Annotated in this window: 7 protein-coding genes; 3 read left to right on the top strand and 4 right to left on the bottom strand. The window is 70.1% G+C overall.

The features are described 5' to 3' along the window. The first annotated feature begins 267 nt into the window (after positions 1-267). Together OHN74_RS41380 and OHN74_RS41375 are read left to right on the top strand one after the other, a co-directional pair. A complete protein-coding gene (locus OHN74_RS41380) occupies positions 268-414 on the top strand; it encodes a hypothetical protein (protein ID WP_327699709.1) in 147 nt (48 codons plus the stop codon). A 182-nt stretch (positions 415-596) separates the two neighbouring features. Further along, entirely contained in the window at positions 597-1,835 is a 1,239-nt protein-coding gene (locus OHN74_RS41375) for an IS701 family transposase (protein ID WP_443060497.1), read from the top strand. 284 nt (positions 1,836-2,119) lie between these two features. On the opposite strand, the gene OHN74_RS41370 is transcribed toward OHN74_RS41375, so the two are convergent. The 4 genes from OHN74_RS41370 to OHN74_RS41355 are packed head-to-tail and all read right to left on the bottom strand — an operon-like array spanning position 2,120 to position 11,014. Further along, positions 2,120-3,208: a DNA helicase gene (locus OHN74_RS41370; RefSeq protein ID WP_327699708.1), complete on the bottom strand. Its 1,089-nt coding sequence runs from the start codon at positions 3,206-3,208 to the stop codon at positions 2,120-2,122. Then, a complete protein-coding gene (locus tag OHN74_RS41365; RefSeq protein ID WP_327699707.1) occupies positions 3,205-5,052 on the bottom strand; it encodes a DUF1998 domain-containing protein in 1,848 nt (615 codons plus the stop codon). The genes OHN74_RS41370 and OHN74_RS41365 overlap by 4 nt, the downstream gene beginning before the upstream one ends. Beyond that, positions 5,049-8,174: a helicase-related protein gene (locus OHN74_RS41360; RefSeq protein ID WP_327699706.1), complete on the bottom strand. Its 3,126-nt coding sequence runs from the start codon at positions 8,172-8,174 to the stop codon at positions 5,049-5,051. Before OHN74_RS41360 ends, OHN74_RS41365 begins: the two co-directional genes overlap by 4 nt. A gap of 41 nt (positions 8,175-8,215) precedes the next feature. Continuing rightward, a complete protein-coding gene (locus OHN74_RS41355) occupies positions 8,216-11,014 on the bottom strand; it encodes a sigma-70 family RNA polymerase sigma factor (protein WP_327699705.1) in 2,799 nt (932 codons plus the stop codon). Positions 11,015-11,500: 486 nt separating this feature from the next. Between OHN74_RS41355 and OHN74_RS41350 the strand changes: the two genes are divergently transcribed. Beyond that, positions 11,501-17,794: a protein kinase domain-containing protein gene (locus tag OHN74_RS41350; RefSeq protein WP_327699704.1), complete on the top strand. Its 6,294-nt coding sequence runs from the start codon at positions 11,501-11,503 to the stop codon at positions 17,792-17,794. The last annotated feature ends 30 nt before the right edge of the window (positions 17,795-17,824 follow it).

Raw genomic sequence — 17,824 nt, 5'->3', positions numbered from 1 at the left:
GCCTCTCATGGATGAGGCGCGGCCACCCCTTCCGCCCACTATTCCAATAGCCCAATAGGCGGCTAACTAGCCGCCTATTCGAACCGACCGGAGCAGTATTCGTGCCCGATCTCTTCCATCACGCCCGACGGCTGCGTGAGATGGCCGACGCACTCGAAGCCCAATCCCATCCCGCCAACGAAGCCTTCTCCCCCCCACCCCGACACGACGGAGATCATCGACAACCGCCACACCAAACGGGGACAGTTCAATTACGCCGTTCCCGACGTGCTCCAGCTCCAGCGGCGTGTCCGCCGATACAACGCCGACCACGACATACCGCACGGCGACATCGTCGCGCTGGCTCTCGACAGCTGGCTGCGCGCCAAGGGATACCCGCCGGACCTGAAACGGGCAGAGAAGGAAGTCTCCTGACCAGCCAGCTGTCCCGTGGAGGCATCTAGTACTCCAGCAGTACTTCGTGGCTTGACCTGGGGAAACGTCGAGCGGTGGGAGTGTAGCGGGCGGGAAGTCGTCACGGACGGCTTCTGCCCGCACGCCCCTCGAAGGAGTGCCCCCGACGGCAAGGTCGCCCCGGGCCTGGGAAGCCTCGGGTCGTGATCACCGAACAGGCAGCCGAGACCTGGGACCGCGACCTGGACCACCTCTTCACCGCCATCGGGCGCCACTTCGGCCGTGTCGAACCACGCCGCCACATGCGGGACTACGTGCGCGCACTGCTCGCCCCGGTGGCCCGAAAAAACAGCTGGCAACTTGCCGAACACGCTGGCCACGCCACCCCAGACGGACTGCAGCACCTGCTCTCCCGAGCCCGCTGGAACCCCGACGACATCCGCGACGACCTGCAGACCTACGTCGCCGAACACCTCGGCCGCCCCGACGGTGTACTGATCATCGACGACACCGGGTTCCTGAAGAAGGGCACTACATCCGCCGGAGTCCAAAGGCAGTACTCCGGCACCGCCGGCCGCACCGAGAACTGCCAGATCGGCGTCTTCGCCGCCTACACCACCACAGCCGGCCGCGCCCTGGTGGACCGGGAGCTCTACCTGCCCAAGTCCTGGACGGACGACCGTGACCGCTGCCGCGCCGCCAAGGTCCCCGACGAGCGGGAGTTCGCCACCAAGAACACCCTCGCGGCGACGATCGTCCGCAGGGCGCTGGCCTCGCCGCTGCCGGTCGCCTGGGTCACGGCGGACGCCGCCTACGGACAGGACAACCGCTTCCGCCGGATGCTGGAAACATCCGGCGTCGGCTACGTCCTCGCCGTCCCCAAGTCCCAGTTCTCCCTGGCCGGCCCACGCATCGACAAGGCCTTCGAGCAGGCCCCCGACCAGGCATGGGAACGCCGTTCCTGCGGCGCGGGCGCGAAGGGACAGCGCGAATACGACTGGGCAGCCGTCCAGTTGCGCCCAGTGTCCGAGTACGACCACCAGGACGGCGTGTTGATCCGTCGACGGTGGGCGCTGGCACGGCGCAGCTTGAGTCGGCCGGACGAAATCGCCTACTACCTCGGCTACGCACCGCTGGATGTCGGTGTGGACGAACTGGTGCGCGTCGCCGGCGCCCGGTGGGCGATCGAAGAGTGTTTCCAGGCAGCGAAGAACGAGTGCGGCCTGGACGAGTACGAAGTCCGCCGCTACGTCGGCTGGTACCGGCACATCACCCTGGCCATGCTCGCCCACACCTTCCTCGTTGCGATGAGCGCGCGAGCAGCCGAAAAAGGGGATCCACTGGTGAGGATGCCGTGGTCATCGAGCTCACCGTGGCAGAAGTGCGACGACTCCTGGCAGCTCACACACCCCGAGACCTTCACACCCTCACTCACGTGTTGAGCTGGTCGCACTGGCGCCGACGACGCCAAGCGGTGGCCCGCCGCTGCCACTACCGACGTCGGGGGCACTCCTTCGAGGGGCGTGCGGGCAGAAGCCGTCCGTGACGACTTCCCGCCCGCTACACTCCCACCGCTCGACGTTTCCCCAGGTCAAGCCACGAAGTACTGCTGGAGTACTAGACGCGCGTTCTCTTCTCGGCAGTGAACGGGCTCTGCTGGAGGCTCGGGCCTGGTCGCAGCGGACCCCAACTGGCACGCTCCCGAACGCGTGGCGTTCCTGGCATGTCAGCCACGTAGCAATTCGCTTGGCCCTACCTGCGCCAACAACGGCGGCTCGGATGCCCCTTCGTAGGCGAGATGCAGCTCGTGTCGGGCTCGCGTGGCCATGACGTAGTACTCCATGCGCAGCGCGGCCGCGGTGGGATCGGTGGCGGCGTCGGTGTGCGTGTCGGGGATGACGACGGTGTCGAAGCCGAGTCCTTTGGCGCTCTTTCGATGGACCAGGACGACACCGGGACGGCCAAGGTCCAGGCGGTGGTAGCGGCCTCCCTTCCAGGCGTCGGAGGTGTAGAGCTGCGGTTTGAGTCTGGGCGCCATGTTCTGCAGGGTGCCGAGCAAGGAGAACTGCGTGTGTTTGGAGTGGGCTATCACACCGATGGTGTGCTGCGGATGCTGCTTGGCCAGCAGCATCACCAACTCGGCGGCACCACGCTGGGGGAGGCGGTGCAGCCGCGCAGGCGGGCCGCCCCGTTCGGGGATCGGAGGCAGGCCGGCTCCGGTGTGGAAGTGGGCCGCGAAGGAGGCGATCTGCCGGGTGTTGCGGTGGTTGCCGTCGAGTTCGTGGCGCGCGCAGTGGCCCAGGCGCTCGGCGATCTCGGCGAGTGTGGAGTTGGTGTCGGTCAGACGCTGGCACTCGTCCGCGTATACCGTCGTGCGGGTTCCCAGCAGTCGGCAGAGACGGTAGAACTCCGGCGGCAGGTCCTGGCCTTCGTCCACTACCAGGGCGAGTCCGGGCGGTGGGTCGGTCGCCGCGGCCCGCTCGTACAGGTCGGGCCAGTCGAACCAGCCGTCCGGACCGCCGGGCGGCTTTTCGCCGTACCACTCGGTGAGCCAGGCGTGCACGGTCCGCACCCGCACGCTGCGGTCCACGGGGCCCAGGGCGTGGACGGCTCCGGCCAGCGACTGGTGCAGGAGGTTGGAGTAGGTCAGCAGGACCACCGGCGTTCCCGTCAGGGCGAGCATGACGGCTCGCTGGGCCGCCAGGAGGCTCTTGCCGCTTCCCGGCGGACCGCTGATGAGGTGGTTGCCGTCGAAGGGCAGATCGTCGAGGCAGGAGCGCTGCTCCTGGGTGAGGTCGAGATAGGTGATGGTCACATCTCCTCCACCGCGTCTGCGGCGGCTGCGCGGGCCGCCGTGACGATGGACTCCAGGTAGCCGGGCACCCGTTCGCCGCCCACGACGAGGGCGCGGTCGAGGAGGGTGTTTCCCGTCTCGCAGCTGGTTTCGGGGAGCAGCGCGCAGGCGTGGCAGGCCGCGCGGTTGAGGTTGCCGAAGCCCTGGCCGGTGTGCTCGGCGCAGAGGGGGTCGGCCGAGCACCAGGCCGCGGCCTCCGTCATCCGGAGCAGGGTCTCGGCGAGCCGGGGCGGTTCACCTTGCCGGACGAGACCGCCGAGGGTTCCCTCCGCGTCTCCGGCGGCCGTGTACACGAGAATGCCGTACTGATCCTGCTCAGGGCGTGCGTAGACGCGTTCACGCAGACTCGCCGTTGTGTATCCCGATTCGAACGAGAGCTGGCGGATGAGCAGGTGCGCGAGGGTGTGCAGGAGCACGAATCGCGGGGACAGTTCCGGTCCGGTCAGGGTTTCCAGACGGTCTTTCTGGAAGGAGCGGTCGAGGTCGGCTCGCATGCCGGTCACCCGGCGCCGGACCCCGGTGTCCGCTTCCCAGGCGGCGAGTTCGCTTTTGTCCAGGGTGAGGAAGACGCCTTCTCCGAAGACCTCCACGGCGGGCAGCCACCTCAGACGCCGTGCGGTGTCGGCGGGGACGAGGACGGCGTCCGGGGACACCCGGGTGAAGCCCGACAGGGCGCGTACCTCGCGCAGCCGGTCAGCGAGGACGATCCGGCCGAACCGGCGGCTGAGACCCGCCCAGGGGTCGGCGGTCTCACCGGCGAGACCGAGCGTGGTTTCGCGCAGCGCGAAGTCGCGGGTGGCCGGCGGTGCCGGAGCGGTGAAGGCATCCCATTCCTCCCGGCTCAGGTCGGGCCGGTCGGGAGTACCGGTCCCGGTGGAGGTCGCCGTGGTGGGCCTGCCCGTCTCCTCAGCGAGGAGGGTGTCGAGAAGCTGGTCGTCGGCGCCGGTGTCTTCCTGGATCATCGAGCGGAAGACCCCGGCCCGCGGTGAGTCGGCGACTCTGCACAGCGACACCCACAGGTCGTGTCCGCGCACTCGTGCAGCGAGCGCGTCGTCGGTGACGGCCGGTGCGTCGGTCTCGGGGATGTCGAGCGCCGAGTGAACGATCGGGTAGTACAGGTTTCCCGCGGTGCGCTGCACCACCTGCACCGGCTTCTCGCACTCCACGGCCTCGCTCGCCCGCTGCCAGGGGTTGCGTCCCGAGCAGCGCATGCCGTGCGTGCCGAGAATGTCGAGCAGGTCCCGGGCCGCTCCGCAGCCCTTGCCCGTGCAGGCCACGGAAAGCGCCTCAAGGCCGGAGGCGCGTTCGGAGACCAGGAAACGCAGCTTTTCGCGGTCGCCGCATTGGCGACGCTCGCCCGCGTCCTGCCGGGAGTGGGCCCAGAACCACCAGTCGACGTCACTGAGGTGTCCGGCCTGGCAGATCTGCACGAACCGCATGGGCGCGAGCGCCCGCCCCGGCGAGCAGGACGGGCAGCGTGGCGGCCGGCCGGGTTTCTCGTCCGCGATGCGCCACCTGGTCATACGACGGCAGGCACCGCAGAAGAGCCAGGACGGGAAGCGGATGTACGGCGCCCCGGGCGCGTCCGGCGTGTCGAACCGGTCGTTGGCCGTCGCCGGGGCGGCGTAGAAGCCGGTCACCCCGAGTCGGGAGGCCAGTCGGGGCGAGTCGACCTGCTGTCTGCCCCGGCTCGGCCAGTCGCCGATTCCGGTGGCGACGAACGACTCGCCCTGGATGTCGAAGACGGCTCCGACCCCGAAGGGCAGCACCGTCTGGGACTGGCGTACCCGCAGTGTGCGGCTCACAGGTCGGCTCCCTTCACCATCACCTGGCACTCCCGGTCGACGTTGCGCATCGAGTTGGGCGTCTCCCACAGGCCGTATCTCTGTTCGAAGCTCTTGATGAGGTTGGACTGGCCCTTGCCCTGACTGCGGTAGAACAGCTCCCGGCCGTCCTTGCGCGCTGCGCGCGCGGCTTCCTCCCAGTCGGCGAGGAGGTCCGACAGTTCCTTGCGCACGGCTTCGCCCACGGCGGGTTCGCAGGCCTCGGCGCGCGCCGACAGTTCCTCCACGAGGGCCTCCGCCTCGGGCAGGTGGTGCAGTATCGCCCCCGCCTGGTTCTCCGCGGCGAGGCCGAGGCGGTGCCGGACGAGGATGACGAGAGCGGCGTGCAGGGCGCGGCGGCGCGAGGGGACTGACCACGGGGTGACGCTGGTCGGTTCGACGTGCCGGTACAGCGAGCGGTGGTACACGTCGAAGGTCTCGTAGTGCGAACGGTCCCGCGGCCTGGTGGCGTTGAAGAACGTGACGACGAGGCCGGGTACGGCGTGGCGGCCGACACGGCTGGTGGCCTGGATGTACTCGGCCGTCGTCTTGGGCTGCCCCTGCATGAGCATCAGTGCCAGCCGCTTCACGTCGACGCCGACGGACAGCATGTTGGTACAGGGCAGGAAGGACACCGACTCCGGATGGTCCCACCTCCTCTCGAGCCGGTCGAGCAGTACGGGTTGTTCCGCACGCGGCAGGTTGCTGGTCAGCTCCTGCACCTGGTGATCCGTCAACTTCCGTGTTCGCATGCCGGATTCGAGGCCGGTGAGCTGGGCGGGAATGTCATCGGCCGCAGCGGTGACGGTCCGGCCGAGTTCGCGGAGGCTGTGGTGGTAGGCGACGAGTGTCCAGTAGGCGTCCCGGTGTTCCTCGGGCAGCTCCCATGCACCCTGCAGCATGGCGGCGGCCACGGCGACGGCGGCGCGGCCCGCCGTGTGTCCCTGGGCCATGACGCCGAGGTAGCGGCGGCCGGGCCGTGAGGTGTCCGGTTCGGCGAAGTAAGAGTGGCGGGCGTCGAGCCCGGCGGGTGGGAAGAGCTGGACCCCACCGCCGTAGAGTGCGCGGACCTGTTCCCCTGAGCGGCGGATGGTGGCCGTCGACGCCACGATCTTGGGTCCGATGCCGTCGGGCCGGGTACACAGCCCCAGCACGGCTGCTTCGTGCAGGCCGACCGTGGTACCGAGGGGACCGGTGAGCAGGTGCAGTTCGTCCTGGATGACCAAGGACGGCGGCAGCTGCGTACCGCCCGCCGCGAACAGCCGTCCGGCACGGGGCTCCCATGCCAGTCGGGCGAACTTGTCGACGGTGCCCAGGACGAACGTGGGCGGCCGGTCGTACAGGTGCTCGTCCACCACGGCGACGGGCAGCTCGTCGTGGAAGACGCACTCCTCGCGCGGGCAGAAGAATGCGAAGGAGTCCGCGGCGGCACGCACGCCGTAGTCACTGATGTCGGGTGACTTGTGGGCGGGCAGGATGCGGGTGCCGCACCAGGGGCAGCGGTCAAGGATGAACACGTCATCGGGCCGGGCGGCCGCGCGTACGTCATCGAAGGCCGCACGGGCCTTTTCGTATGTGTTCGGTGTAGTCGTCTCACCCACCCACAGGCCGATCGAGAAGGGCTCCTCGCCGTGGGCGGCCGGGTCCGCCCGGCGGAGGGTTTCGAGGGCGCACACGGTGGTGGCCGCGCGCTGGAACTGCTGGGTGGTGAGCAGGCTCAGGGTGTAGCGGCTGAGGACCGCCGTGCCGCCCCCGTCGGGTTCATGCCTGCGCAGCGCCATCGTGAAGGCCGCGAGCAACAGGTACGCCTCTGTCTTGCCACCGCCAGTCGGGAACCAGATGAGGTCGGTGACGGCCCGGTCCCGGTGCCGGGGGTCGGCCACTCCGTCCAGGGCGAGTAGGAAGAACGCCAGCTGGAAGGGGCGCCAGGCGGCGTCTGGAGCCGGCTCCGGTTCCGGGGGCACGGCATCGCGGCGGGACCGGCGCGTCCCCGCCAGATCCGGGGCGGAATGGCGCATCTGGAGCGCCATGACGTGGTTGGCGGTACGGAAGGCGCCCAGCAGTTCGGGCCGGGACGGATCGCACAGGGTGCGCACCCCTGACTCGATGCGGGCGACGGCGGCGGCGACACGGCCCAGGACACGGTCCGCGGCGGCTCGTCCCCACTCGGGGATGTCCGCGTTCAGCTGCCCCACGTACCACGCACGGTATTCGGCTGCGAACTCCCAGAGTTCCTCTCGAAGTTGGTCGGCGGAGACGTCGGGGTCGGCGAGGTGCCCGAGGTTCAGCACCGGCGTGTCGCTGTGGCCCGCCGCCCGGACACCGATGACCTCGGCCTCCGGCATGACGGCCGCGCGCAGCGCCGTGACCTGGTTCCCCGCATCGTCGTACTGTTCCGCGACCGCGCAGCCGTGTCCCACGGCGTGGGTGCGCACGTGCCGGTACTGCAGGCGCAGTTCCTGCTCCTCCGGGTCGCGGCTGGCGAGGCGCACGCTCGGGTACTGGAGCACCCTGCCGTCGACGGGCCGTACTTCCAGCTCCGCTTGGAACAGCATGCGGTCCCACTGGGCGGCTTTGCCGAGGGCCGGCTCGTGCCGGGCCGCGTTGACCAGAGCCACGGTCACCAGCTGTCCGGTACCGAACGCGCGGCGCCTGACACGGAGTTCGGCACGCGCGTCGAGGACGGTGACCTGGTCGCGGCCGGGGCCGAGAGAGTGCGTCTCGGCCGGCAGCGGGATGCGCTGCCAGCTCCGGCCCCGTTCGCTCGTACCGGAGCGGGTCTCGTAGCGGGCACCGGAACATCGGATCTCCACGGTGCCGGCGTCGGTGTAGAAGCTGAGGCCGAGCGAGGAGGGCAGCCACGAGTTCGACTCCGCGACGGGGTCCGTGGCGGGAGCGGTGTCCTCGGCCGCCCTCTCCGTACCGGCACCGTCCGGTTCCTCGGCGGCCAGATCCAACTGGCGTTGCAGATCGGCGTCCTGGGGATACAGAGTGCCCATCAGGTATTGCCGGTCCGGCGGGGCGTCGAGCGTCTCCTCGGGGCCTCCCACCGGGCCGACGAGCTGTCTGTGCAGGTAGACGACGAGTTCCTGTCTGGGATCCATGCTGTTCCTTCAGAGGTACGGGGACGTGGGCTGCGCGCGTTTCAGGTCCGGCGCCGACGGTCCCAGAACGTGGTGCGGTCGGTGTCAGCTGCTTGCGCCGTGGCCAGCGCTTGCTGCAGTTCGGTGATGCGGGCCCAGGCGTTGTGCTCGCTCTGGGCGATGCGCTGCGCGGCCTGCTGCTCGACGTTCTCCGCGTGCCGGCGGGCCGCCTCGACGGCCCGGTCCCGCCCTGCGAGTGCGGCTTCCGCGTGCCGAAGTCTCGCCTCCAGGTCGGAGATACGCGTCTCGGCTGCTTCGCGGTACTCCCGCAGACGTAGGTCCGCCGCCCCGGCCCGTTTCCGGTGGAAGTCCGCGTCCTCGGCCTCGGCCCGGCCGGATATCTCCGCCTGTTCCACCTGGCGGACCAGTCCCTGTCGCACCGCGTGCTGTTCCTGTTCCAGCAGCGCGATCCGCGCTCCGGCCTCGGCCCGCAGAAACTGCTTGCGGCGAGCCAGTGTCCTGTCCATACGCCGCAGCAGCCCGTTCTCAAGGGCGTCGAGCTGCCGCTCCGTGTCCGCCTCCAATGCGGCGGCACGCGCCTCGACGGTCTGCCGCACCCGGCGCTCCTGGACGAGGCACTCCTGGTGTTCGAGCCGCACCCGCTTCAGCTCGGCCTCGTGCTCACGGCGGAGCCCGGCGACGAGCCGCCCGTCGTCCGTGCGTATCTGCTCCTCTTCCTGGACGGCGACGGACAGTGCTCTCTCACCCCCGTTCTCAGAGCACAGTTCCGGGTCCGCTGCCGGACAGCCTCCCGCGCCGTCCACCACCACATCGTGTCCTGACACGTGGTGGTGGCTCTCGTCGCTCTCATCGGGGGGTGCGCCACGTCGCGGGATCATCTCGGTCCGGTCCATCGCGTCGCCGACCCCAGGGGCGGGCGGTGGTTCCTCCGGCGCACCTCGGCTCGGGATGCCCGCAGCGAGTTCCCGCAGCGCGTCGCGCACGGCCAGGCGGGACTCCGAGTTCACCAGCGGCTTCCTGGCCAGGTACGCCGAGGGGGTCAGCCCGACCAGTGCTTCCGACGGTCGCTCGAAGAAGTCCTCGGGCCGGAGCCGGGCCTTTCTCAGCGTGTCGAAGACGCGCTGCAGGACTTCCAGAGCCGCGAGCACCTGGCGGTCCGGCATCCTGCGCTCCCGTGCGGCGCGTACGACGTCCGCGGTGGCCCGAGGCCCGAGGATCACCGTCAGCCGGGCCTGCCCCAGCGCCAGCAGCGCGTATTCGGCCAGCCAGTCGACGCCGCCCTCGAACCTCGCTCCCAGGCGCAGGGCCTTCTCCCAGTCCGCGGTGCGCTGCGCCGGCTCGGCCGGGCCGGGCTTCTCAAGCGACTCGGGCTCGTCGGGCTCTTCTCGCTCGGCGGCCTCAACGACCGAGGTCGAAGGCAGGGGTTCCACGACACCGTCGTGCGTGCCCTTCGCTGTTTCCCTCTTGCCTTCCTCCACCGCCGCACCCTCCTCCCCATCGTTCCGGTGTGACGGCTCATCGACCTCGAGCACGGCATCGTCGGTTCGTGATGACGACTTGACCACCGAGGCAACGGGCTTCGCCTTGCCATGAGCACGCCGCTTCGTCGACGGCGCCTGCGTGCCGTCCTCCGCGCCCTCCTGAGCGTTCCCGCCCTCGTACGCGCTGACGACCCCGGCCATTCGCAAGCGTGCCCTGAATGCTGTGAGGGCCTTGCTCTCCACCTGCCGGATACGCTCCCGGGTCACGCCGAACTCCCGCCCCAGTTCGTCGAGCGTCGAGGGCTCGTCGCCGTCCAGGCCCAGGCGTCGGACAAGGACGCGGGCGTCACGCTCGGAGAAGGTGTCGACGACGGCCATGACGTCTTCCATCAGGAGTGTGTTCACCACTCCCTGCTCCACCGACGGCAGGGCCTGATGTTCCCCGACGAAGTCGCCGAGAGTGGCACCGTCACCGATGACCCGGTCGAGCGAGTCGGTGCGTCGGCTCAGTCTCCGGATCTCCTCCACCTTCTGCACGGTCATGTCGCACCGCACCGCCACGTCGACGGCCGACGTAGGTCGCCCCTGCGCGGCGAGGGCGCGTTCCGCGGCAGCCGCCTTGCGCATCTGGTCATGCATGTGGACCGGGATCCGAATGAGAGCACCCTCGTCCGCGATGGCCCGGGCTACCTGCTGCCGCACCCACCAGGTCGCGTACGTCGAGAACTTGTAGCCCTTGGCCGGGTCGAACTTGCGAGCGGCTCTCATCAGCCCGAGCGTTCCCACCTGGAACAGGTCCTCGTAGTCCAACCCCTGCTCCAGGTAGGGGCGGATGAGCGAGTGCACAAGGCGCTGGTTGTGCAGGACCAGACAGTCGCGGGCCCTGATCCTCAGATCACCGGACGGCAGTCCGCTCAGTTCCTCGGCGTCGGGCTCCTGTCCCATGCGATCCGCGCCGCCGCGCAGCAGCACGGTGAGGCCGACCTCGGCCTCGGCCTTCAGGAGAGAGTCTCCGGGGCGTCTTCGGAAGCGGTCCTCCTCCAGTACGGCCAGTGCCGCGACGACGGCGGCGTCAACGTCCCGGCCCTCCGCCCCGGCCTCCGGCTTCTCCGAGGCCGACGGCGCTTCCTCCTCGCCTCCGGCCTCACCTCCGGGCCGAGTCTCCTCCGTACGGGGATCGTCCGGCGCAGCGTCCTCGTCGGTGTCGCGCACGTTTGCCCAGGACCTCAGCGCAGCCGTCTGTCGTGCACCGAGTCCTGCCAGCCGGGCGACACCGTCCACCGCTCTGGAGGTCACGTACCCGTCGGTGTCCGTGTAGCGCAGCAGCAGAGCTTGCACCAGGTCGGCACCAGGGAACACGTTTTCCCCACGAATCAGTGCAACTTTTTCCATATCCGGAGCGTCCGCGTCTACATGAGCACGCGCGTCCTGGACATGCAGGCCCAATCGGGCCAGCTCGTTCCGCAGCCTGTCTCGCTCGGCATGGCCGAGCCCCAGGGTTCGCATGCTCTGCGCGAAGACCGCCTCGGGTACGACACCGTTCACGGAGGCATGCCTCAGCCGAGACAGCAGCTCTCCCATCGCGGCCCTCAAGCTTGGCGCAGTCGCTTCGCCGACGGTTCGATCCTGCACGCCACCCACCCCCGCTCACTCCATGGCGAGACTAGAGGTGGCGCGTTGACGATGTCAACAGATTGAGCACATATCAAATATTGCCATCGTCGTGTACGGTAATGACTGCCTCACTGTCCGTTCTGACACCATGGGCCGTGCGGCAGCAGGTCAGGGGGCGCGTTCCGTTTCGGAACCGCGAGAACGTGAGCAGCAGGCAGTAGAGGAGCGGCAGTGAGCCAGGAGCTGGTCGACGCCAGATTCCGTATCGGGCGCGTCATCGGCAGGGGCAACATGGGGGAGGTGCACCAGGCCGAGGACCTGCGCGCTCCCGAAGGCTCGCCCGGGCGCACCGTCGCCGTGAAGACGATCCTGCGTCGCCGCACCGGAGGCCGGATCGACACCGGCGGCGACACCAAGGCCGTCGAGCGCTTCGCCCGCGAGGTGGCCATCATGCGGACGCTGCGGGACCACCCCAACCTCACCCGGCTCGTCGCCGGTGGCATCGCCGCGGACTGCGACGATCTGCCCTACCTGGCGATGGAGTTCCTGGACGGCGAGTCGCTGCGCGACCTCATCGAGGAGGAGTCCCAGCTCCCGGTCGCCTGGGTCGCCGCCATCGGCGCGCAGATCGCCGCCGGACTCGCCGCCGCGCACGCTGAGGGCGTGGTCCACCGGGACCTGAAGCCCGCCAACGTCATGCTCACGCGGGGTGGCACGGTCAAGGTGCTCGACTTCGGCATGGGCAGCATCGTCGACGACCCGGACCAGACCCGCCTGACCAGCACCGGGGTCAGCGTGGGCACGGCCCGCTACATGGCGCCCGAGCAGTGCCAGGCCAAGCAGGTGACCCAGGCCGCCGACCTGTACGCGCTGGGCTGCGTGCTGTACGAGATGCTGGTCGGCGTCCCTCCGTTCACGAGCGAGTCGGCGTACGAGCTCGCAGAGCTGCATGTCCACCAGGAGCCCAGCCCCGTCCGCGCGATCCGCAGCGAGGTCCCCGCCGAGCTCGCCCGTCTCGTCGACCGGCTACTGGCCAAGGACCCGGCGAACCGCCCGGCCGACGCCGTGACCGTGCGGGACGCCCTGCTCCCCCTCGCCGTACCGTCGTCGGACGGCACCAGCCTCGTCCCCGTCTGGAGCGAGCGGGACCCGACGCTCCCCCTGCGCGAGACCGCCCCGGCCCCGGTGACCGCCCCGCTGCGGCCACCCGCCCCGGTGACCGGCTCCGGCGTCGGCATGGACGTCTTCGGTGTCCATCAGACGCTGATCCGCGACTACCGCTCCTTCACGGAGGGCGGCACCGTCATCCGCGACGAGCGCATCAAGGCGTACGTCGAGAAGGACCTGGACGCCAAGTCCCAGTGGCCGAACCCCTGGCTGTCGCTCAACCCGTTCTTCCAGGGCGGCGGCACGGTGGTCGAACTCGCCCAGCAGAAGGTGCTGCACCCCGAGTGCGCCCGCATCTTCCAGGCGAAGAAGACCGAGGGCGGCACCGTCTGCGACGGCCGACCGCTGCTCCTGCACCGGCATCAACGCGACGCCATCGACGCCGCCGCCTCAGGAGCGTCTTACGTCCTGACGACCGGCACCGGCTCCGGCAAGTCGCTCTCCTACATCGTCCCGATCGTCGACAAGGTGCTGCACGAGCGCGACGAGGAGGGCCCTAACGCTCCGAAGCGCGTGCGGGCGATCATCGTGTATCCGATGAACGCGCTCGCCAACAGCCAGCTGCGGGAGCTGGAGAAGTACCTGCGCGACGGCTACGGCGCCGGCCGTGAGCCGGTCACCTTCGCCCGCTACACGGGCCAGGAGAACGACGAGAAGCGCAAGGAGATCCGCGACAACCCGCCGGACATCCTGCTCACCAACTACGTGATGCTGGAACTGATGCTGACCCGCCCGGCCGACCGGGCGAGCCTCATCAAGATGGCGCGGGGCCTCGAGTTCCTCGTCTTCGATGAACTGCACACCTACCGCGGCCGTCAGGGCGCCGACGTCGCCCTGCTGATCCGCCGGGTCCGCGAGGCCTGTCAGGCGCAGAACGTCCAGTGCATCGGCACCTCGGCCACCATGTCGACGGAGGGCACGCTGGAGGACCAACGGCATGTGGTCGCCGGTGTGGCGAGCACGCTGTTCGGCACGGCGGTCCGCCCCGAGCACGTCATCGGCGAGACCCTGGTCAGGGCGACCGGTGAGGCGCCCGCCACCGTGCCGGCCGAGCGCCTCACCTCCTCCGCTCCGCGCGCCTACGACGACCTGGCGCGCGACCCGCTGGCCCGCTGGATCGAGGACCGCTTCGGCCTGGTCGAGGACGACGCGACGGGCCGCCTCGTACGTCGGCCGCCCACGAAGATCGAGGTCGCGGCGCGTGAGCTGCACGAGACGTCGGGCGTCGACGAGGAGAGTTGCGCGAAGGCGATCCGCGCCACCCTGGAAGCCGGCTCGCAGGCGCTCAACCCGCGCAACGAACGGCCGCTGTTCGCGTTCCGCCTGCACCAGTTCCTCTCCAAGGGCGACACCGTCTACGTCACCCTGGAGGACAAGCCCTCCCGCCACCTCACCCGCTCCTACCAGCTCGAACAGCCGGGCAGCGGCGGCAAGTCGCTGATCCCGCTGGCGTTCTGCCGGGAGTGCGGCCAGGAGTACCTGACGGTGTGGCGTACGGAGAAGGACGGCGAGGTCCGTTACGAGGCCCGCCGCGACACCTCTGCGACCGGCGGCCGACAGGGCGACGGCTACCTCTACGTCGACCACGAGCGCGAGTGGCCGTCCAACGTGCAGTACGCGGTGGACGACCGCCGACTGCCGGAATCCTGGCTGGAGTTGGACGACAAGGGCCAGGAGGTCGTCAAGCGTACCTACCGCGACCGGGTGCCGAAGGCGGTCACCGTCGACGCGTTCGGCCGCGAGGGCCGGGGCGAACTGAAGGCCGCGTTCGTCCCCTCGCCGTTCCTGTTCTGCCTGCACTGCGGTGTGGCGTACGAGCAGACGCGCGGCCGGGACTTCGCCAAGCTGGCGACGCTGGACCAGGAGGGCCGCTCCTCCGCGACCTCGCTGGTCTCGGCGTCGATCGTCCGCTCGCTGAAGTCGGTGCCGGAGGAGGCCCTCGACAAGAAAGCGCGCAAGCTCCTCACCTTCGTCGACAACCGGCAGGACGCCTCCCTCCAGGCGGGCCACTTCAACGACTTCGTGCAGATCACCCAACTGCGCGGCGCGCTGTACCGGGCGGCGCTGGACACCGGCGACGACGGCCTGCACCACGAGGAACTCGCCTCGGCGGTGACCAACGCCCTCGCCGTCTCACCCGCCGACTACACGGGCGAGGCCGACCTACCGCCGTCGCTGGCCCGCAACGCGGCCCGCACCCTGCGGGACGTGGTCGCCTTCCGCCTCTACCTCGACCTCGAACGCGGCTGGCGCATCACCATGCCCAACCTGGAACAGACGGGCCTGCTGGAGATCGACTACGAGGACCTGGGCTGGGTCGCCGCCAAGCAGGACCGCTGGGAGGGCACGCACCAGGCACTGCGGGACGCCGATCCGGCGCTGCGGGCCGAGATCACGAAGGCCCTGCTGGACGAGATGCGCCGCTCCCTCGCCATCGACGTCTCGTACTTCCGTGACGACACCTTCGACTCCCTCCAGCGCGCGAGCGAGGAGCGGCTGGTCGACCCGTGGGTGCTGTCCTCCGCCGACAAGCCCCGGGTCGGCATCGCCTTCCCGTACCCGTCCCGGCCCGGCACGGACCGTTCGAGCCTGTTCCTGTCGGCACGCGGCAAGTTCGGCAAGTATCTGCGGCGCTCGGACCGTGCCTTCCGCGACCTGCACCAGGACGACCTCCAGCTGATCATCACCGAGCTGCTGAAGGTGCTGACCAAGGCGGGCCTGGTGAAGGAGGTGGAGGCCGCTCCGCAGCGCGCCGGCCGCTACCGCAGGGCCTCGTCCGCCGCCACGACCGGTTACCGGGTGGCCGCCCAGTCGCTGGTGTGGCGCGCGGGCAAGGGCGAGTCGGGCGCGCACGATCCGCTGACGCGCACGTATCAGAGCGGCGACGGCCCGCGCATCAACACGTTCTTCCTCAAGCTGTACCGGGAGACGGCCGACGCGCTGTCGGGCCTGTACGCCCGCGAGCACACGGCCCAGGTGTCCCCCGCGGACCGCGAGGCCCGCGAAGAGGCCTTCCGCAAGGCCGAGTTGAAGTTGCTGTACTGCTCTCCCACGATGGAGCTGGGCGTGGACATCTCCGAGCTCAACGCGGTGATGATGCGCAACGTGCCGCCCACGCCTGCCAACTACGCCCAGCGTTCGGGCCGCGCGGGCCGCAGCGGCCAGCCCGCGCTGGTCACGACGTACTGCGCGACGGGCAACAGCCACGACCAGTACTACTTCCGCCGCTCCGAGCGGATGGTGGCGGGCGCGGTCGCCCCGCCCCGGCTGGACCTCGCCAACGAGGACCTGGTCCTCTCCCACCTCCAGGGCATCTGGATCGCCGAGGCCGGCCTGCGCTTGGGCCGTTCCCTCCCCGAGGTGCTCGACGTGTCGTACCCGGACGGCGGCGACCGCCCGGACCCGGCGCTGCACCTGCTGCCGGACATCCGGGACGCGGCGCACGACGACGGTGCCCAGCGGCGCACGGTGAACGCGGCCCTGCGCGTCCTCGGCCCGCTGTTCGAGGACTTCGCGGACACCACCTGGTGGCACGACGACTGGATCGACGACAAGGTGCGGACGGTCGCCGAGCGCTTCGACCGCGCCTTCGACCGCTGGCGCAGCCTGTTCCGGGCTGCCCTCGACGACCAGTACGTCCAGAACAGGCGCCGCCTGGACTACAGCCTCACCGAGAGCGACCGCAACCGCGCCAACGCCCGCCGCCGCGAGGCCGAGACCCAGCTGAACCTGCTGATGAACGAGAGCGTCGACAGCAAGTCGGTCCTCTCCGACTTCAACCCCTACCGCTACCTGGCCTCCGAGGGCTTCCTGCCCGGCTACAGCTTCCCGCGCCTGCCGCTGGCCGCGTACATCCCGACGATCGGCCGCCGCCGCGGCGACGGCGACTACCTCCAGCGCCCCCGCTTCCTCGCCATCCGCGAGTTCGGCCCCGGCTCGCTCATCTACCACGAGGGCGCCCGCTACCAGGTCACCCGCATCCAGCTGCCCCCGGACTCCTCCGGCGAGCTGACCACCGGCGAGGCCCGCCGCTGCGCGAACTGCGGCTACCACCACGAGCCCAAGGAGCGCGAGGACCGCTGCGGCTTCTGCGACGAGACGCTGGGCGCGGCCACCTACGGCCTGCTGCACCTGCACACCGTGTACACCACCCGCCGCGAGCGGATCTCCTCGGACGAGGAGGAGCGGCGCCGGGCCGGTTTCCGGCTGGAGACCTCGTACCGCTTCCACGACCACGGCATCCGCAAGGGCCGCCTCAACGCGACGATCACGGACCCGGACGGCCGGTTGGCGCAGATCGCCTACGGCGACTCCGCGACCGTCCGCATCACCAACACCGGCCGGGTACGCGCCCGTACGGAGGAACCGCCGGGCTACTGGCTGGACCTGGCCGACGGACGCTGGATGAAGGACAAGGACGCGGCCGAGGCGGTCGGCGACTTCAGTGAGCTGCCGGCGGTCGACGAGGACGGCAACGAGCGGCGCCGCAAGAAGCGGGTCATCCCGTTCGTGGAGGACCGCCGCAACATCCTCGTGGTCACCCTCGACGAGGCGCTGCCCGAGCCGGTCGCGCTCACGCTGATGTACGCGCTGGAACGGGGCATCGAGGCCGCGTTCGAGCTGGAGGACGCCGAGCTGTCCAGCGAACTCCTGCCGCCGGACGACGGCCCCAGGCGCCGCATCCTGTTCACGGAGGCCGCCGAGGGCGGCGCCGGCGTACTGCGCCGCCTCCAGGCCGAGGACGACGCCCTCGCCAAGGCGGCCCTCCGAGCACTGGAGATCTGCCACTTCTCCGAGGACGGCAAGGACGAGGGCGACGAGGAACACCGCCCGGGACGGGCCTGCGCGCTCGGCTGCTACGAGTGCCTGCTCACCTACGGCAACCAGCTCGACCACGCCCAGATCAACCGGCACACGGTGGCCGCTCTGCTGGTGCGGTTCGCGACGGCGTCGGCGCGGCGCGAGTCGCGGGGCGAGTCCCGCTCGGAGCAGTACCGCCGACTGCTGGCCGCGTCCCCCGCCGAACCGACGGCCGTCGAGACGTCGGCGTCCGAACTGGCCGCGCAGGGCGACTTCCTGGGCTGGGCGAAGGCACGCGGCCTTCGGCTTCCCGACGAGAAGGACGTGTTCCTGACCGAGGCGAACGCGGCACCGGACTTCGTCTACCGGCTCCCGGGCGCCAACGTCGCGGTGTTCGTCGACGGCCCCGACACCGAGGCGAGCGCGCTGCGCGACGCCGACGCCGAGGAGCGGCTGTTCGACGCCACCTGGGACGTGGTCCGCTTCCCGCACGACGCCGACTGGGACGCCGTAGCCGCCGCCAACACCCGCTACTTCGGCTCCCCGGCCGCCAACTGACCGCCCACGGTTCGACCGACCACCAAGAGG

The sequence above is a fragment of the Streptomyces sp. NBC_00459 genome, from assembly GCF_036013955.1.
In the GTDB taxonomy this organism is placed as follows: Bacteria; Actinomycetota; Actinomycetes; order Streptomycetales; family Streptomycetaceae; genus Streptomyces.
Note: the sequence above shows the minus strand (reverse complement) of the source record. Positions and strands in the feature narration are given on the sequence as shown.